Here is an 18,516-nt window from a genome sequence, read left to right as displayed (position 1 = left end):
GGCTCGTCACCAAGGACCGAGCAACGCTCATACGACCGGCCTGAGAAGCGCCGGTATGGCGCCAACAGATTCCGCGAGCGACGCGACCGGGACACCGGAGTCCGACCTCACCGTCGCGCAAGCGACCGATCCCCGCCCGATCGAGGACGTCGCGGCCGATCTGGGCCTCTCCCCCGCCGAAGTCGAGCGCCGCGGCGAGGGCGTCGCGAAGCTCACGCACGCGGCGGTGCGCGAGGCCGTCGGCGGCGCGGCGGACGCCACGAACGGGGCGAGCGCGGCCGGCGGACCGGCCGAGCGAGGGGAAACGGCCGGCTCCGACGGGACGACCGTCCTCGTGACCGGCATGTCGCCCACCCCGAAGGGGGAGGGGAAGACGGTCACGACCGTGGGGCTCGGTCAGGGGCTCGCCGCGCTGGGCGAGCGGACCGCGGTCGCCGTGCGCGAGCCGTCGCTCGGCCCCGTCTTCGGGATCAAGGGCGGCGCGGCCGGCGGGGGCTACTCGCAGGTGTTGCCGATGGAGGCGATCAACCTCCACTTCACCGGCGACATCCACGCGCTGACGGCGGCGCACAACCTCCTCGCGGCCGCGCTCGACAACCACCTCCATCAGGGGAACGACGCGGACGTCGACGCGCGGCGGGTCCACTGGCCGCGCGCGCTCGACGTTAACGACCGCGCGCTCCGCGAGACGGTCGTCGGCCTCGGCGGCACCGCGAGCGGCGTCCCCCGCGAGGACGAGTTCGTGATCACCGCCGCCTCGGAGCTGATGGCCGTCCTCGGGCTCGCGTCCGACTTAGAGGATTTGAAAGCGCGGATCGGTCGCATCGTCCTCGCCGTCGACGCTGACGGCGAGCCGGTGACGCCGGACGACTTGGGCGTGACCGGCGCCGCGGCCGCGCTGCTGCGCGACGCGTTCCGCCCGAACCTCGTCCAGACGGTCGAGGGCGTCCCCGCGTTCGTTCACGGCGGCCCGTTCGCGAACATCGCGCACGGGACGAACACGCTCGTCGCGGACCGGGTCGGGAGCGCGCTCGCCGACTACCTCGTCACCGAGGCGGGCTTCGGCGCCGACCTCGGCGCGGAGAAGTTCGGCAACATAGTCGCGCGAGAGGGGATGGTCCCCGACGTCGCGGTCGTGGTCGCCACCGTCCGCGGCGCGAAGCGGCACGGGCTGGAGATGTGGCCGACCGACTTCGACGCCCTCGCGGAGCCGGACCCAGACGCGGTTCGGGCCGGCGTCGACAACGTCGCGAAACACGTCTCGATCGCCGAGTCGTTCGGCGTCCCGACGGTCGCCGCGATCAACGTGTTCGGCGACGACACGGAGGCGGAACTGGCGGCGCTGGAGGAGGCGATCGCGGACCGCGGGATCCCCGTCGTGCGCTCGACCGCTTACCGCGACGGCGGCGCGGGCGCGACTGACTTAGCCGAACTCGTCCGCGAGCGCGCCGGGACGGGCTCGTTCTCGCCGCTGTACGACGTCGACGCGCCGATTCGAGAAAAGATCGAGACCGTCGCCCGAGAGGTGTACGGGGCCGCGGACGTCGAGTACGTCGACGGCGCGGCCGACGACGTCGAGCGCGTCGAGGGGTGGGGGTACGGCGACCTGCCCGTCTGCCTCTCGAAGACCCCGTACTCGCTGTCCGGCGACGCCGCGCGGACCGGGGTGCCGGAGGGATGGACGCTGACGATCCGCGAAGTGACCCCCTCGGCGGGCGCCGGCTTCGTCGTCGCGAAGACCGCCGACGTGATGACGATGCCGGGACTCCCCGCCGAGCCGGCCGCCGAGGACATCGACGTCGACGCCGACGGCGAGGTGACCGGCCTGTTCTGATCGGGAGGGACCGCGTCGGTTAGGGCGACCGCGGACCTACTCTCCGACCGTCTCCTTCCGCTTCTCGACGACCTCGACGTCCGAAATTCGCGTGTCGGGATATCCGCCGTCCGCGTCCTTCTCGGCGGCCTTCACCATGTCCCAGACGGTGTTGAGGCCGGTCGTGACGCCCTCCAGCGCCTCCATCTCACAGCCCGTCTTCCCGGTGGTCTCGACCGCGACCGTCAGCTCGATCCGGTCGTCGCCGACCGCGAACTCGGTGTCGACGTTCGTGATCGGGATCTGGTGGCACATCGGGATCGTCTCCCAAGTGTGTTTGACCGCCTGAACCGCGCCGATCCGGGCGGTCGCGAGCACGTCCCCCTTCTCGACCGCGTCGGCTTCGACCGCGTCGATCGTCTCCGGGGTCAACCGGATCTCCCCGCGGGCGACCGCGCGGCGACTGCTGTCAGGCTTCGCGCCGACGTCGACCATCTGGACGTCGCCCGCGTCGTCGGTGTGGGTCAGCGCGTCCGCGCCGGCGGGCTCCGCGCCCGCTCCGTCGGCCCCCTGTCGGCGCTGCCTTCCTCCTCACTCATTACGCATCGCCTCCGGCAGCCGGTCGGGTAAGTCCGTCGCCACTAAGCCGGCGCCGTTCGCTTCCGCGGCGGCATCTCCCGCTCGCCCGACGACGTAGGCGCCGACCGCGGCCGCGTGAAACGGCTCTGTCACGGCCGCCAGCGCGCCGACCGTCCCCGCCAACACGTCCCCCGTCCCGCCGACGGTCATCCCGGGGTTGCCGGTGCGGTTCAGCCGCACGTCGTCGCCGTCGGCGATCACATCAACCGCGCCCTTCACGAGCAGCGTGTGGCCCACCTCGGCAGCGAACTCGCGGACCAGCTCGGCGCGCTCGGCTGGGTCGCCCGCCGTCTCGCCACCCATCCCGACGAGCTCGCCCTGATGCGGCGTACAGATCAGGTCGGCGTCCGTGTCGACGTCGGGGACGACCCGGAGCGCGTCCGCGTCGACGACCGCGCGCCCCTCGTAGGCCGTCAGGAACTCGCGGACGAACTCGCGCGTCCCGTCGCCGTCGCCCAGACCGGGCCCGAGGACGACGATGTCGTTGTCGGCCGCGAGCGACGCGACCCGCTCGGCGTGGGCGGGCCCGACGCGGTCGCCGGGCAGCCCGCGGACGATGAGGTTCGGCGAGAATCCCTGGACCGCGCTCGCGACGGACTCCGGGCACGCCACGCGGACGAGGTCGGCCCCGGCGCGGAGCGCGGCGAGCGCGGACAGCGTCGGCGCCCCGGTGTAGGGCCCCCCGCCGACCACCAGCACCTCGCCGTTGTCTCCCTTGTGCGAGTCCGGGTCGCGGTCGAGTCCGAGCAGGTCGCCGGGGCCGGTGAACCGCTCCGCGGCGGCCGGGATCCCGATGTCGGCGACCGTCACCTCGGCGTCGAGCGCGGCCAGTCCCGGCTTCTCGTCGTGGAACGTCACCACGCGGTCGGCGTTGACCGCGATAGCCTCCGCGCCGCCAGTCGGGTCCCCCGTGTCGGCGTCGATCCCCGAGGGGACGTCGACCGCGATCACCGTCGCGTCGCTCGCGTTGATCGCCTCGGCCGCCGTCCGCTCCGGTTCGCGGAGTCCGCCCGCGATTCCGGAGCCGAGCATGGCGTCGACGACGACGTCCGGATCGTCGCCGTCGGGCCCGCCTAAACCGAACTCGCGCGAGTCCGTGACGGTCTCGCTCTGGATTTCGGCGCTTTCGAGCGCCGTCCAGTTCTCTCGCGCGATGTCGGTCCGGATCGTCTCACGGCGGCCGAGCAGGTGAACCGCGACGTCGTACCCGTCGAGGAACCGCGCCGCGACGAGCGCGTCGCCGCCGTTGTTCCCGCGGCCGCAGACCAAGGCGACGGTCGCGCCGGGATCCGCAGCGGCTCGCACCTCGCGGGCGACCGCGTTGCCGGACGACTCCATCAGCTGTTTGCGGGGCACCCCGAGCGCGGCCGCGTTGGCGTCGACGGCCGCCATCCGGTCGGTCGTGATCATGACCGGCGGTTCGGGCGCCGACGGATTAAGCGGGCGGGGTCGGGGCGCGCCGCCCGCTGGCGGCCCCGGAGCGCGGTCTCGAGAAATGAAAATGTTGAAGCGGTCAGGTAGTGAAGTCCGCGAATGACCGTGGTACTCGCAGTAGCCGTCGGCGCGGACGTCGACCCGAGCCCCGCCCCGACCGGCGCAGTCCCCGCCGACGGATCCCTCCGCGGCGGCTCCGGCCGCGGGCAGCCCTCAAACCGCCAGACGCGACCATGAACATCGGCTTCTTCACCGACAGCTACTTCCCCGGCATCGACGGCGTCACCTACACCATTCAGGCGTGGCGCGACCGCCTCGAGTCCCGGGGCCACGACGTGTACGTCGTGTATCCGGAGAGCAGCCACGAGCCCGACGAACGCGAGATACCGGTCCCCTCGCTGCCGAACCCCTTCTACCGACAGTACCGGATCCCGACCTACCGCCGCCTGTCGACGCTCCCCGATCTCGACGTGGTCCACTGTCACGGCCCGGCGTCGACCGGCCTGATGGGACTTCGGTACGCGAAGCGGTACGGTGCGACCTCGGTGTACACCCACCACACCCCCGTCGAGGACTACTTCGTTCAGGGGCTCAAGTCGGAGCGGCTCGCCGCGCTCGCCGGGCGGGCGTACGTGGCCTACGAGAACCGATTTTTGAACGCGTTCGACTGCGTCACGGCCTCGACCTCGCGGATCCGCCGCGACGTGGAGCCGTACCGACTCCCGGTCGGGATCGAGATGGACCGGTTCCGGCCGCGCGAGGGCGCCCGGGTGGCCGCGCTCGCGACCGACGGCGGCCCGACCGCGGCCGACGCGCCAGTAGTCGGGTACAGCGGCCGGATGACCCACAAGAAGAACGTCGACGAGACGCTCCGGCTCGCCGAGCGGCTGCCCGAGGTCCGGTTCGAACTCGTCGGCGAGGGGCCCGTCCGCGCGGAGCTTGAGGCGGACGCGCCCGCGAACGTCCGGTTCCACGACTTCCTCCCCCGCGACGACCTCCCCGACTTCTACGCCGCGATCGACGTCTTCGTCACGGCCTCGACCTGCGACACGCTCGGCCTCTCGACGCTGGAGGCGAACGCCTGCGGCACCCCGGTGGCGGCCGCGGACGTCGCGCCGTTCGACGAGACGATCGGTCCCGAGAACGGGGCCCGCTTCGCGCTCGGCGACCTCGACGACATGGAGCGCGCGGTCCGCGACTGCCTCGACGGCGACAGGGACACCCGCGCGGCAGTCCAGCAGTTCTCGGTGGAACAGACGATAGACGAGCTCGAATCGATATACGGGGTGGCCGCGTAGATGGGCGCGGACAACGTCGACGCGTTCCAGCGGTTCATCTTCTCGGTTCCGCGGCTCCGGGTACAGGCTGCCGCGCTCGTCCTCCTCAGCGCCGTGTACGGAATCGCGACCGTCGCGGGGTTCTGGCTGTTCACGCCCTTCTCGCCGGACCCGTCTCGGATCGTGCCCGTCGCGGTCCTCATCTTCCTGATCCCGTTCGTCGTCGCCGCGGAGCTGTTCCCCCGCGTCCTCGACGGCTACCCGCGGCCGTGGAGCTACTTCCTCGCGCTCACCTCGCAGTTCGTCCTGTTCGTGTACGCGCTGGTGCTCTCCGGCGCGAACAACGTCGGGAACGCCTGGAGCATCATCTGGCTGAGCTTCATCACGCTGTACCTGGTCAACATCCTAGTGCTCGTCGTCTCGACGGGCATCGACCGCTCAGACCGGATCCTGCTCGTCTCGCTGGTCGAACCGGGACTGCTCATCGCGGCGTTCTACGCGCTGGGCGGCAGCGACCTCGGCTTCTCGACGTACCGCCACGTGTTCGCGTTCGCGTCGCTGCTCATCGCGGCCGGCTTCCTCGTCTTAGTCCTCCTCGTCGTCGACTACCTGATCAAGAGCAACACCGATGTCTCGGCGTTCGAGCTCACCTCCGGGCTCCTCCGGAACGACCGGGAGTCCCTCGACCTCGGCGTCGAGGCCCGCCCGTCCGTCGAGACGTTCGCCGTCGACAACGGCAGCCGCCTCACGGTCGCGGCCCCGTGGGTTCATCCCGGCCCGCTCGGCGGGTTCGGCGGCGGTCAGCTGAGCGGGAACCTGATCGACGCGCTGAACGGGGGTCGAGGGGACGGCTCGGGGCGCGATCCATCCGGGGCCGCGGCCGCCGCCGCCGACGGCGATGCCGAGGCCGCTGCGACCGACGGCGGGACCGGCGCGGCCTCGAACGGCGACGCCGGCTTCTTTTTCCACGTCCCGTGTACGCACAAGGAGGACCTCTCGAACCCGGCGGACGCGGAACGGATCCTCGACGCGGTCGCGGAGCCGGACGGGACCGAGCGCGCGTCGCGGCTCGTCACGGAGTCCTACGGCGAACGCGAGGGGTACGCGGACGTCCGGTTCCACGGCCGTCGGATCGGCGATCAGGAGGTGATCGTCCTCCACGGCGAGGGGATCGACGACTACGACACCGGCGTGTTCATGCGCGACGTCGACCACGACGAGGTGCTGCTGATCGACCAGCACAGACACGACATCCAGCAGGGGCCGGACGTCGAGATCCAGTACGGCTCCGCCGAGGCGGACCGCCTGAAGCGCGCGTTCGACGAATTCCGCGATCGGCTCGCCGACACCGAGCTCGCGGACGACTACGCCGCCGGCTTCTCTGTGACGCGGACCGGCCAAGACGCGCTGGCGATGGTCGAGTCCGTCGGCGACCAGGAGGTGCTCTGGATCGGCGTCGACACGAACGGGCTCACCCCGGACGTGCGGGCGACCGCGGACGCGTACCGCGAGGAGTTCGACGCGGTGATCCCCTTCTCGACGGACACCCACGCGTCGATCCACGAACTGGCGAACATGCGGGAATCCGACACCGACGCCATCGAGCGCGCGGTCGACCGCGCCGTCGACGACGTGGCGCCCGCGACGGTCGGGTTCGAGAGCCGGCGGACGGAGCCGGTGAAGCTCCTGAAGAACGACTACAACGGGCTGGTGTTCAGCGTCAACATCCTCATCCGGCTGACGCTCATCTCGCTGGTGACGCTGTACGTGCTGCTCGTGTTGTGGCTGTTCTTCTAAGAGGAGGCCATCGCGGGCGGGGTCGCCCCCGAGCGAGCGGTCCCCGTCGTTTTTGTGCGCTCCCGTCGACGCGTCCCCATGGTCTCGCGAGCCCTCCTCCTCGGAACCGGCCGGTCCCCGAAACGTGCGCTCGGCGCGGCCGCGGCCGCGTTCGTCGCCGCGTCGCTCCTCGTCGCCCTCCCGTGGGAGCCGATGCGGACCGCCGGGCGGTACCCGATCTGGGCCGGCCTCGTCGCGGTCGGCCTCGCGGGCGCCGGGTACGCCGGTCGGCACCGCGGCGGCCTCGTCGCGGGGTGGGGAGCGACGTTCCTCGCGACGATCTGGATCTACGTGGTCCCGCCGCTCGCGGCGGTCGTTCGCGGCGATACGCTCGACGCCGGCGGCTACGCGGTCCCGCGTCCGTCGATCGTCGCGCTGAGTCCGCGCGCCGAACTGCTGACCGGAATTCGGATCGGGCCGGTCGTCGCCCTCCTGGTCGCGCTCACGCTCGGGAGCGCGGCGTTCGCGCTGGGGGCGGGACTGCGTCGGCGCTCGGTGCGGTGACTCGACGGCTGACTCCTCGCCCCGCTCGGACGCTCCCGCTCTCCGGACATTATTTAAATCCTCAGCAGTCGCCGATTTTTCGCTTTGAATCGCTCAGTACGGAGGCGGCGGTGAGCGATAGCGGGAGTGGGTGTAGTACGTCGTGAGTGAGGTCATTTATAAACCAGAGTGCGGTGTTGCTGTCGGCTGTTTATAAGTGACTGACGCCACCGCGGCGAGTGTCTCCAAAGCCCCAGCCGTGAGGGCGTCGTACGCTCGCTGTCGTTCGAAAGGCGCGAAGCGCCTTTCGTGATGACGAGAGAGCTTTGCTCTCTCGAACCACGCTCCTCGGTCGCTCACTCCGTTCGCTCCCTGCGGTGCTTACGTCGCCTACGACGCCCTCACGGCTGCCCCTTTGAGTCCCGCCCCACACAGCGACCGCACCTCACGCCTCCCCAGCCTCGCCGCTCGCTCCGCTCGCGGCGTCCCTCGCGGGCTGGCTCGCGGCCTCCGCCTTCGCTCCGGCCGCTCGCAGGCGCGCCACCGCACCCCTTTTATAAGCATTCGTCGCCGTCGCTCACGGCTGTTTATATACTACATCGCGGCCGCCGATCTGCGATACTCACTCCCGCACTCGATCGAGAACCATCGTCGAACGGCCAGCCAATTTAAACGAGAACGTGTCTACATGAGAGGGGTTCCGACGGAGCCGCCCTACTCGAACGCCTTCACGCCCAGCGCGGAGGCCGACGCGCCGCCGATCACCATCGGGAGCCAGTAGACCGCGCCGCGGAAGACTAAGACTGCGGCGGTGATCGCGGACGCGGCGACCCCGGTCGTGGGGACGAGCAGGCCGACGAGCGCGGCCTCGATGCCGCCGAGGCCGCCGGGGAGCGGCGTCGCGCCCGCGACGTACGACAGCGGGACGACGAAGACCGGGATCAGCGGCGAGATCGGGTGGCCGACAGCGGCGAAGGCGGCCGTGAGCGCGGCGGCCTGGAAGAGCCAGCCGAGGAGCGAGAGCGCGACGATCCCGAGGAGCCGCGGGCGGTCGGTGCCGACGCGCTCGATGTCGGCGAAGAAGTTCCCCAAGCGGTCCGCGAGGCCGGCCTCGATCGTCTCCGCGTCGAACCGGTCGAACCGGCCGAGGAACGGCCCGACCGCGCCCGGGACGCGGTCGACGACCGCAACGCGGTAGCGCCAGACGAACGCGATCGCCGAGACGATGGCGGCGATCAGCGCGACCGCGCTCGCGACGGCGAAGCCGACGCGGTCGCCGACCGCGGTGGTGGCCGCGTACGACCCCACGCCGAGGAAGACGAGCGACACCGAGGGGACGACGTTGAGCACGTCGACGCTCGCGATGCCGACGAGGCCAGTCTCGTATCTGGCCTCGCCGACCTTCGAGATGAGCGCCGCGGCGACCGGCTCGCCGCCCGCCTGCCCGAACGGGGTGACGTTGTTCGCGAAGGCGGCGCCGCTGTAGACCAAAAAGGCGGTCCGGACCGACAGCTCCACGTCGAGCGCGCCCAGCACGGTGCGGAGCATGAGGCTCCACGCCGCGAGCCAACAGAGCCCGAGGACGGCGGTCACGGCGACGAGGGCCGGGTCCGCGGCGGCGAGCGCGTCGACGACGCGGTCGACCCCGACGGCGACGAACAGCACCGCGAAGAGGAGGACGGCGCCGGCCGACCCGAGGATCAGCGCGCGCCGTTGTGGGCCTTCCATAGAACAGGTGGCGCCGTAGCGAACTTGAAACGTCTGCTTCGCGCTCGTCGGGGCGACAGGCCTTCCCGCGTCGCGGTTCCGCCGTCGGGGCTCGCTTCCGGACCGAGAATGAGAATACATACGTACCGGCGGGCCGACGGCCCACCTAATGGAAGATCAGCGGTTCCTCGAGTCGGACTGGGACTACTGCCTGGTGCTCGACGCGTGCCGGTACGACGTGTTCGCGGACGTGTACGACGAGTACCTCGACGGGACGCTCGAGAAGCGGAAGAGCATCGGCTCGTCGACGCCGGAGTGGGCCTACCGTACGTTCACCGGCGACCACGACATCGCGTACTTCTCCGGGAACCCGTTCATCAACGACCTGGGGATCCCGCTGAACGAGCTGAAGTGGGGCGCCAGCTGCGACTACGAGTGGACCGCCTCCGAGCACATCAGCGACATCCACGACGTGTGGAAGACCGACTGGGACGACGACCTCGGCACCGTCCCGCCGGAGGGGCTCGCGGACGCGTTCCACCGCAATCAGGACGCGGTCGAGCGCGCCGACCGCACCGTCCTCCACTACATGCAGCCGCACGCGCCATACCTCTCCCGCGGAAAAGGGCAGAAGCTCAAGCAGATCCAGAAGGGGATCAAACAACAGGAGGAAGAGGAGGAGGCCGAGGGGGGAAGCGACGACGACGGCGGCCTGCTCTCCTCGCTCAGCGACTCGGTCCGGCCGAAGATCGAGAGCCGGCTCGACGACAGCGAGTTCGCCCAGAAGGCCGGCCTGTGGCTCGAACTCGATCCGAAGGACCTCGTGAAGGACGGGACGCGCGTGACCGCGCTGTCGATGTACGAGGAGAACCTCCGGATCGCCTTAGAGAGCGTCTCGGAGCTGGTCGAGGAGCTCGACGGCGACGTGGTCGTCACCGCCGACCACGGCGAGGCGTTCGGCGAGGAGGGCGTCTGGGAACACCACATCGAGACGTACATCCCCGCGCTGATGGAGGTCCCGTGGCTGGAAGTCGAGTAGGCGTTCGACCCGCGGCCGCGGCGCCGGCGAGCGCGCCCCTCCGCCGATGAAGGTCAGCCACTACTTCGAGTTCGAGGAGCACGTCACCGGCGGGATGGCGGCCTCGGTCGACCACCAGCGAAAGATGTTCGACCGGGCCGGCATCGAGTACACCACCGAGCCGACGCTGGACGCCGACGTGCTTCACCTCAACCTGATGGGGCCGCGCTCGGTCTGGTACGCGCGCCGCGCCCGGAAGGCCGGAATACCCGTCGTCGCGCACACCCACGTCACCGCCGAGGACTTCGGCGACAGCTTCCGGTTCACGAACGCGCTCGCGCGGCCGCTCAGGCCGTACCTCCGGCGCGCCTACGGGCTCGCCGACCGGCTCGTCTGCCCCTCCGAGTACAACCGCGACGTGATCGAGGGGTACACCGACGCGCCGACCACGGTGATCTCGAACGGCGTCGACCGCGGGAAGCTCGACGGATTCGAATCGCTGGAAGGCGAGTACCGCGAGCGTTACGATCTGGACCCGCCGACAGTGTTCATGGTCGGCCACGTCATCAAGCGGAAGGGGTTGGAGACGTTCGTCGAGACGGCCCACCGCACCCCCGACGTCGACTTCGCGTGGTTCGGCCACATCGACCGTTCCCTGAAGGGTCGCGAGACGAAGCGACTCATCGACGAGGCGCCGTCGAACTGCACGTTCACGGGGTTCGTCGACGACATCCGCGGCGCGTACGCCGCGGGCGACGTCTTCTGTTTCCCGACCCACGAGGAGAACGAGGGGATCGCGCTCTTGGAGGCGATGGCGGCCGGGAAACCCCTCGTCGTGCGCGACATCGAGACGTTCTCGTGGCTGGAAGACGGCGAGGAGTGCCTGAAGGTGGGTAGCGAGGGCGACGGGGAGAGAACGCCGGGCGGGGCCGACGACGCACGCGGCGACAACGTCGAGGGGTTCGTCGACGCGATCGACGAGCTCCGCGACCCCGCGCGGCGGGCGGAACTCGGCGCGATCGCCGCCGAACGCAGTCGGGAGTTCTCGCTCGACGCGATCGCCGGTCGGTACCGCTCGTTGTACGCGGATCTGGTGTAGACCGCCCCGAACGCCGGATCGTCGGCTTCTCACGGAAACTTGCGAAAACCGCAGTTGGTATGTCCGCCCGTCGACTCCGTAGAGGCAAATGACTCGAGTGAGCGTTATCGGCTGCGGTAACATGGGAGGGGCCCTGCTCCGGGGACTCGCCCGCGCGGAGGGGTACCACCTGACGGCGATCGACCTCGACCCCGAGGCGCTCGCCGCGATCGAAGACGCTGCCGACGAGACGACCGACGACGTGGCGGCAGCGCGCGACGCCGACATCGTCGTCCTTGCGGTGAAGCCGGACGTGGCCCCCGCCGTCCTCAACGACCTCGACCTCCGCGCGGACCAGCAGATCGTGACGCTGGCCGCGGGGCTCCCCCGCGAGTTCGTCGCCGAGCGCACGGACGCGCCGGTCGTCCGGATCATGCCCAACCTCGCGGCGGAAACGGGCGACATGGCCGCGGCCGCGACGAACGAGGGCCTCACCGACGAGGTCCGCGCGATGCTCGACGCGGTCGGCGAGTTCGTCGAGGTCGACGAGTCGCTGATGCACGTCTCGACCGCGGTCAACGGCAGCGGTCCCGCCTTCGCCTTCTACCTGATCGACGCGATGAAACAGGGCGGGATCGACGGCGGGCTCGACCCCGAGCAGGCGGAGACGCTGGCCGCGCAGACGTTCAAGGGCGCCGCGGAGACGGTGTTGCGCGACGACCGGAGCGTCGACGAGCTCATCGACGCGGTCTGCTCGCCGAACGGCACGACGATAGAGGGGATGGACGTGCTGTGGGACAGCGAGGCCGACGCGGCGGTCGAGGACGCCGTCGCGGCCGCGGAGCGCCGGTCCCGCGAGCTCGCCGAGGAATTCGACGATGCCTGAGGACGCGGGCGTCGAGCGCGTCGGCGCGACCGACGGCGATCGGGTCGAAGCCGCCCGACGGGAGGCGGCCGCGGCCGACCGCGTGATTGTCAAAGCGGGGACGAACTCCCTGACCGACGAGGACTCCCGGCTCGACCGGGTGAAGCTCGACAAGCTCGTCGCGGACGTGATGGACCTCCGCGAACGCGGCACGGAGGTCGTGCTGGTCTCTTCCGGGGCGGTCGGCGCCGGCACGGGCCGGCTCGACGAGGGGCCGGAGTCGCGAGACGGCGTCGACTCGATCGCGGAGAGTCAGGCGCTCTCGACGGTCGGCCAGGGCCTGTTGATGCGACATTACACGCAGAGCTTCGAGCGGTTCGACCAGGACGTCGCCCAGATCCTCGTGACCGGTACCGACCTCGACGCGCCCGAGCGCTTCGACAACTTCACCAACACCGTCGAGACGCTGCTGTCGTGGGGGGTCGTCCCGGTCGTCAACGAGAACGACGCGGTGGCGACCGACGAGCTGCGGATCGGCGACAACGACATGTTGTCCGCGTCGATCGCGATGGGGCTCGACGCCGACCTCCTCGTGACGCTCACCGACGTCGACGGTGTCTACACCGGGAATCCGAAGCGCGAGGACGGCGCGGAGCTGATCGAGGCGGTCGACGACGGCTACGAGCGGCTCCGCGAGATCGTCGGCGACGGCACCGAGACCGACTTCGGCGGGATCCGCACGAAAGTCGAGGGCGCCCACGACGTGAGCCGTAACGGCATCCCCGCGATCATCGCGGGGTCGGCCGAGCGCGACGTGTTAGCGCGGATCGCAGCGGGTAAGCCGACGGGCACGCTATTCGTGCCGAAGACGGGTGACGACCATGAGTGAGAGCCACACCACGGATGTCGAGGCCGACACCGACGAGCTGGCCCGCCGGGCCGAGAGCGCCGCGTTGCGCCTCGCGAACGCGGACGAGGCGACCCGGAACGAGGCGCTCCGGTCGATCGCCGACGCGATCCGCGAGCGGGAGGCCGAGATCCTCGAAGCGAACGCGGTCGACGTCGAGGAGGCGGAGGCGATGCTCGCGGACGGCGAGTACACGCAGGCGCTGGTCGACCGGCTGAAGCTGGACGAGACGAAGGTCGAGGAGATCGCGTCGATGGTCGAGTCGGTCGCCGCACAGGACGACCCGCTCGGCGAGACGCTCGCGGCGCGCGAGCTCGACGAGAACCTGGAGCTGTACCGGGTCGCGGTGCCGATCGGCGTCGTCGCGACGGTGTTCGAGTCGCGGCCCGACGCCTTGGTCCAGATCGCGGCGCTCGCGTTGAAATCCGGGAATGCGGTCGTCCTCAAGGGCGGCAGTGAGGCCAGCGAGTCGAACCGCGTGCTGTACGAGGCGATCGTCGAGGCGACCGCCGACCTGCCCGACGGCTGGGCCGCCCTCATCGAGGCGCACGAAGAGGTCGACCGCCTGCTCGAGCTCGACGACCGCGTCGACCTCGTGATGCCGCGCGGCTCCTCGGAGTTCGTCTCCTACATTCAAGAGAACACCCAGATCCCCGTTTTAGGCCACACTGAGGGGATCTGTCACGTCTACGTCGACGCCGACGCCGACCTGGAGATGGCCGCGGACGTCGCCTTCGACGCGAAGGTCCAGTACCCGGCGGTGTGTAACGCGGTCGAGACGCTGCTCGTCCACGAATCCGTCGCAGAGACCTTCCTCCCGGACCTCGTCGCGCGCTACGAGGACGCCGGCGTCGAACTGCGCGGCGACGAGCGAACCCGCGAGGTCGTCGACGTCGACCCCGCGACCGAGGAGGACTGGGACACGGAGTACGGCGACCTCGAACTGTCGATCAAGGTGGTTGACGACGCGTACGACGCGATCGACCACGTCAACGAGCACGGCTCGAAACACACGGAGTCGGTCATCACCGAAGACTCGGAGACCGCCGAGGCGTTCATGACCGGCGTCGACGCCGCGAGCGTCTTCCACAACGCCTCGACGCGGTTCGCGGACGGCTACCGCTACGGGCTCGGCGCCGAGGTCGGCATCTCCACCGGGAAGATCCACGCCCGCGGCCCGGTCGGTCTGGAGGGGCTGACGACGTACAAGTACTACCTCGAAGGCGACGGCCACCTCGTCGCGAGCTACAGCGGCGAGGACGCGCTCCCCTTCACACACCGCGAGCTCGACGGCGCCGAGTGGACGCCCGGCGGGCGGTGACCGCGGTCGAGCCCCCGAGAGCGGCCCTTCTACCCTTGTAACAGGTTCATGACCTCGTCGGCGACGTCGGGCTCGACGGCGACGACGTAGCGCTCGCCCGGGGTCAGCGACGTGTCGGAGCGGGCGATCCGGTGGCCGTCGGCGTCGGAGACGACCACCGCGCCCGCGGGGAAGCGGACCTCCGTGAGCGACTTCCCGGCCGCCGGCGCCCCCTCCGCGACGCGGATGAGCATGATGTCGAGGTTTCCCGTCACGTCGGCCAGCGTCTGGACGTCGCTGCCGAGGACCTCGTTCGCCGCCACCCGGGCCCCGGCCCGCTCGGGGAACAGCACCGCGTCGACGAAGCGCGTGTACGCCTCGCCGGCGGTGCGGTCGATTCGGGCGACCGTCCGGATCCCCGGGGACAGCTCCGAGGCCGCCAGACAGACCGCGAGGTTCAGCCCCGTCTCGCCGGTAAGCGCGGCGATGGCGTCGGCGTCCTCGATGCCCGCCTGTTCGATGATGTCGGGGTTCGTCGCGTCGCCGCGGATCACCGTCGCGATCCACTCGTCGGCGATCTCGGAGACGACCGCCTCGTCGCGTTCGACGATCGTCACCTCGTGGCCGCGGTCCGCGAGGATCTCCGCCGTCTGGAAGCCGACGCGTCCGCCGCCCGCAATCACGATGTCGAGTGAGCTTGGCATGGGTTCAGTCCTCCGTCTCCGTGGTCATCTCGGCCTCGGCGGCCGCCGGCCCGGAGTCCGGCTCCGCGCGCAGCCTGTTGAGGGTGAGGTACGCGGCCCCGCCGAGCAGGATCCATCCGGCGCTGAGCCCCAACGCCAGCGGGTCCGTCCGCAGCAGGTACTCCACGAGCACGCCCGTCAGGACCAGGTTGAGCGCGATTCCGATCAGCGGCGGGGCGGGGTAGAACGGCATCTCGTAGGGGCGGTGCATGTTCGGGCGCTCCCGGCGGAGCCTGATCGCCGCGACGTTGACGATGACGAACGACAGCAGGAAAAACAGGCTCGACATGTTGCCGGCGCTCTGGGTCGGCAGCGCGACCGAGCCGAGCATCACCACCGCGCTGGCGAGGATCGCGACGAACGGCGTCCCGTACCGGTGGTGGATCTGGCCGAACGAGGGGAGCAGCTGCCCCTCGCGCCCCATCGAGAACGCGACCCGAGAGGAGGCGATCACGACCGCGTTCAGCGCCGTCAGCGTCGAGAACACCGCGCCGAAGACGACGAGCGCGCCGCCGTTCTGAATGATCGGCAGTCCGGTCGGCATGAACGAGGTCGCCGCCTCGGCGATCCCCGCCTCCCCCGCCTCGGCGAGTCCGCTCGCGCCGAGCGTCCCGACGGCGACGGCGACGACCGCCAGGTAGACGACCACGGTGACCGCGAGGCTCGCGAAGATCGCCTTCGGGATGTTCTCGCGGGGGTTCTCCACCTCCTCCGTGACGGTGGTGATGAGGTCGTACCCCTCGAAGGCGATGAAGGTGAGCCCCATCGCCGGCAGCACGGCGGCCGCGCCGCTCCCTTCGGGGAACAGCGGCTGGAACTCGGCGCCCGAGAACATCGGCGACGCTAGCCCGAAGGCGACGAACACCAGCAGGATCGCCACCTTGATGATCGTGAACACCGTCTCGGCGCTCCCGCTGGCGGCGGTCGAGACGGCGTTGAGCGCGACGAGCCCGAACACCGCGGCGAACGCCAGCAGGAACCCCGTCGGGACCGCCGCGTCGACGACCGGCAGGGCGAGGGCGCCGACCTCCTCCGGCGGTCGGACGACCCCGTACACGTGAAGCAGTTCGAGGAAGTTCGGGGCGAACCCGAGCGCGTACAGCGCCCCCGCGATCATGTAGGCGAACCAGAGCATCCACCCCATGATGAACGACGAGAGGTCGTCGAAGATCTCGCGGACGAAGGCGTACCCGCCGCCGCTCTTCGGGATCGAGCTGGCGAGCTCGGCGTACGAAAGTCCGGTGAAGGCGGTGACGACGCCGTTCAACGCGAAGACGACGATCGCCGCCGGGCCCGCGATCTCGGCGGCCAATCCGGTCAACACGAAGATGCCGGCGCCGATCATCGCTCCCATTCCGATCATCGTCGCGTCGAGCAGCCCCAGTTCGGCCTCGGGGGACCGGGTCTGTTCCCCACTCATCGCTCGGAAGCCCCGCGTCCGAGTTCGTCCATCGTACGCTCGGATCCGGACGGTCTCGACCACTTCATATCCGGTGAGAGTTTCCCCGACCTGGGAATCGTGTCGTGGGCTGATAACGGTTTATCCGCGGTGCCCGTGTCCGGCGTTCCGGACGTGTAGGAACGTCGGCCGGATTGAAGGCGCTGCGGGCCGAGATCCGGCACATGACCCGAACGAAGCGGTTCGTCATCGCCGGCGGGGGCCGGGTCGGGCTGCGGACCGCGGAGAACCTCACGGAGCAGGGACACGAAGTGCTGCTGATCGAGGTCGACGGGGACCGCGTCGAGGAGCTGGCCGACGCGTACCTCGGACCGGTGATCCACGGCGACGCCACGGACCAGTCGATCCTCAGGCAGGCGGACCTCGGCGACGCCGACGCGATCGCGGCGCTCACCGACGAGACGGAGACGAACACGGAGATCTGCCTGACGGCCCACTACCTCGAGCCGTCGATCCGGACGCTCGCCCGATCGGAGACGGCCACGGAGCCGGACCACGACGAGGTCGTCGACGCCACCCTCCTCCCGCAGTCGCTCGGCGGCGACCACGCGGCCGACATGCTCACGGGCGAGGGGATTCGGACGCTCGTGTACCCCACCGCCGACCTCGACATCATCGAGGTGACGGTCGCCGAGTCGGCCCCGGTGGCGGGGAGACGACTCGACGAGGTCGCCCTCCCCGCCGGGAGCCTCCTCATCTCCACCGCGGACCGGGACGGTCTCGCCGGCCCCGAAACGATGCTGGAGGCCTCCGAACGGTACATCCTCGCGGTGGAGTCCGACGTCGTCGACGAGGTCGTCAACCTCTTTCGCGGCTGACCGCGTCGCCCCCGACCGGACGCAGTGGCCGGGTTTCGCGAGGATACTCGGTGACCGCCTATCGTTTCGATTCGGCCTGTATTTAGTATAGCGACATATGATTTATTTGTTCGGGGTCGAACAGATTTTTGTCGTTTCAGGAGCAACGGATATCGGCATTGGGCCACCAATTCGGACGCACTCCGGAATAATTACCCCCGCCGCATCCGCATCGACGCCCATGGTCGACTCCGACTGGGGCGACTGGCTGCCGCGCGCGATCGCGGACGCCGACCCCGACACGGTGGCGCTGTGGTATCTGGGCTGTAACGGCTTCGCGATCAAGGGAAGCGAGGGGACCGTTATCTGGATCGACCCGTACGTCGGCACGGGCGACCCGCCGCGGACGATCCGCATGATACCGATACCCTTCGATCCCGAAGACGTCGAGGCGGCTGACGCGGTCTTGGCCACCCACGAGCACACGGATCACGTCCACGGCCCCTCGCAGGCACCGATCTTAGCGAACACCGACGCCGACCTCGTCGCGCCCGACGACTCGCTCGCGGTCGCGCGCGAGGAGGAGGCGTGGACCGAGGAGTACGCGGTGAGCGAGGCCGCCTTCACCGAGGTTCGGGAGGGCGACGAGCTGCGGATCGGGGAGTTCACCGTCCACGTCGTCGAGACGCACGACGCCGACGCTACCCACCCGGTCGGCTACGTCATCGAACACGACGCGGGCACGGTGTTCCACGCCGGCGACAGCAAGCCTTCGCCGTCCTTTACGGGACTCGCGGAGCGGTTCGACATCGACCTCGGTATCCTCGCGTTCGGCTCCGAGGGGACGATTCCGGACAAGGAGACGGGCGAGCCGGTCCAGACGAAGTGGTACAGCGACGAGAACGAGATCGCGACGGCCGCGAACGACCTCGACCTCGACCGGTTGGTGCCGACCCACTGGGACATGTGGAAGGGGCTGACCGCCGACCCGACCGCGCTCCACGACCACGTCCGGAGCTACGAGTCGCCGGAGCGGTTAGAGATAGTCGAGATCGGTGATCGGATCGACCTGTAAACGGGAGCCGAACGGCCGCTTTCCCGGCGTTTCGGTTATCAACCACGAAACCCGGCCCGTGGAATTTAAGCCCCTGCTCCGGGAC

16 protein-coding genes are annotated in these 18,516 nt (G+C 70.0%); 11 read left to right on the top strand and 5 right to left on the bottom strand.

Annotated elements, in window-relative coordinates:
• The first annotated feature begins 55 nt into the window (after nt 1-55).
• Nucleotides 56-1,834: a formate--tetrahydrofolate ligase gene (locus J7656_RS08680; protein WP_211553050.1), complete on the top strand. Its 1,779-nt coding sequence runs from the start codon at nt 56-58 to the stop codon at nt 1,832-1,834.
• 36 nt (nt 1,835-1,870) lie between these two features.
• On the opposite strand, the gene moaC is transcribed toward J7656_RS08680, so the two are convergent.
• Together moaC and J7656_RS08670 are read right to left on the bottom strand one after the other, a co-directional pair.
• A complete protein-coding gene (moaC, locus tag J7656_RS08675) occupies nt 1,871-2,308 on the bottom strand; it encodes a cyclic pyranopterin monophosphate synthase MoaC (protein ID WP_425490597.1) in 438 nt (145 codons plus the stop codon).
• Between the two features lie 96 nt (nt 2,309-2,404).
• Complete coding sequence (locus J7656_RS08670; protein ID WP_211553049.1) at nt 2,405-3,862, bottom strand: NAD(P)H-hydrate dehydratase; 1,458 nt, start codon at nt 3,860-3,862, stop codon at nt 2,405-2,407.
• Nucleotides 3,863-4,119: 257 nt separating this feature from the next.
• On the opposite strand from J7656_RS08670, the gene J7656_RS08665 reads away from it, so the two are divergent.
• The 3 genes from J7656_RS08665 (at nt 4,120) to J7656_RS08655 (ending at nt 7,503) form a co-directional block, all read left to right on the top strand.
• A complete protein-coding gene (locus J7656_RS08665; protein ID WP_017343269.1) occupies nt 4,120-5,184 on the top strand; it encodes a glycosyltransferase in 1,065 nt (354 codons plus the stop codon).
• Nucleotides 5,185-6,960, top strand: a complete 1,776-nt coding sequence (locus tag J7656_RS08660; protein ID WP_017343270.1) for a DUF2070 family protein — start codon at nt 5,185-5,187, stop codon at nt 6,958-6,960.
• Between the two features lie 78 nt (nt 6,961-7,038).
• The gene (locus J7656_RS08655) at nt 7,039-7,503 is read left to right on the top strand and encodes a hypothetical protein (protein ID WP_211553048.1); all 465 of its coding nucleotides are present in this window, start codon (nt 7,039-7,041) and stop codon (nt 7,501-7,503) included.
• 693 nt (nt 7,504-8,196) lie between these two features.
• Here the strand turns inward: J7656_RS08655 and J7656_RS08650 are convergent.
• Nucleotides 8,197-9,210, bottom strand: coding sequence for a lysylphosphatidylglycerol synthase transmembrane domain-containing protein (locus J7656_RS08650; RefSeq protein WP_017343272.1), 1,014 nt, complete (start codon nt 9,208-9,210; stop codon nt 8,197-8,199).
• 148 nt (nt 9,211-9,358) lie between these two features.
• Here J7656_RS08650 and J7656_RS08645 point away from each other — a divergent pair, with 148 nt between their 5' ends.
• The 5 genes from J7656_RS08645 (at nt 9,359) to J7656_RS08625 (ending at nt 14,378) form a co-directional block, all read left to right on the top strand.
• Nucleotides 9,359-10,228, top strand: a complete 870-nt coding sequence (locus J7656_RS08645; RefSeq protein WP_017343273.1) for a hypothetical protein — start codon at nt 9,359-9,361, stop codon at nt 10,226-10,228.
• A gap of 46 nt (nt 10,229-10,274) precedes the next feature.
• Nucleotides 10,275-11,306 (top strand): glycosyltransferase family 4 protein, encoded by a 1,032-nt coding sequence (locus J7656_RS08640; protein WP_211553046.1) that lies wholly within the window; start codon nt 10,275-10,277, stop codon nt 11,304-11,306.
• Nucleotides 11,307-11,394: 88 nt separating this feature from the next.
• Nucleotides 11,395-12,171 carry a pyrroline-5-carboxylate reductase gene (gene proC, locus J7656_RS08635; protein ID WP_211553044.1) on the top strand — a complete coding sequence of 259 codons (777 nt, stop codon included), beginning with the start codon at nt 11,395-11,397 and terminating at the stop codon, nt 12,169-12,171.
• Nucleotides 12,164-13,039 (top strand): glutamate 5-kinase, encoded by an 876-nt coding sequence (gene proB / locus J7656_RS08630; protein ID WP_017343276.1) that lies wholly within the window; start codon nt 12,164-12,166, stop codon nt 13,037-13,039. The genes proC and proB overlap by 8 nt, the downstream gene beginning before the upstream one ends.
• A complete protein-coding gene (locus J7656_RS08625; protein WP_211553042.1) occupies nt 13,032-14,378 on the top strand; it encodes a glutamate-5-semialdehyde dehydrogenase in 1,347 nt (448 codons plus the stop codon). The genes proB and J7656_RS08625 overlap by 8 nt, the downstream gene beginning before the upstream one ends.
• Nucleotides 14,379-14,407: 29 nt before the next feature.
• On the opposite strand, the gene J7656_RS08620 is transcribed toward J7656_RS08625, so the two are convergent.
• Nucleotides 14,408-15,061 (bottom strand): potassium channel family protein, encoded by a 654-nt coding sequence (locus tag J7656_RS08620; RefSeq protein ID WP_017343278.1) that lies wholly within the window; start codon nt 15,059-15,061, stop codon nt 14,408-14,410.
• Between the two features lie 4 nt (nt 15,062-15,065).
• Nucleotides 15,066-16,520 (bottom strand): APC family permease, encoded by a 1,455-nt coding sequence (locus J7656_RS08615; RefSeq protein WP_211553040.1) that lies wholly within the window; start codon nt 16,518-16,520, stop codon nt 15,066-15,068.
• Nucleotides 16,521-16,723: 203 nt separating this feature from the next.
• Between J7656_RS08615 and J7656_RS08610 the strand changes: the two genes are divergently transcribed.
• Both J7656_RS08610 and J7656_RS08605 read left to right on the top strand, forming a co-directional pair.
• On the top strand, nt 16,724-17,377 hold the full coding sequence (locus tag J7656_RS08610; protein ID WP_017343280.1) for a potassium channel family protein: 654 nt from the start codon (nt 16,724-16,726) through the stop codon (nt 17,375-17,377).
• A 220-nt stretch (nt 17,378-17,597) separates the two neighbouring features.
• Complete coding sequence (locus tag J7656_RS08605) at nt 17,598-18,431, top strand: MBL fold metallo-hydrolase (protein WP_017343281.1); 834 nt, start codon at nt 17,598-17,600, stop codon at nt 18,429-18,431.
• The last annotated feature ends 85 nt before the right edge of the window (nt 18,432-18,516 follow it).

Source organism: Halorubrum ruber (genome assembly GCF_018228765.1).
Taxonomy (GTDB): Archaea; Halobacteriota; Halobacteria; order Halobacteriales; family Haloferacaceae; genus Halorubrum; species Halorubrum ruber.
This window is presented reverse-complemented; position numbering and strand designations above follow the sequence as displayed.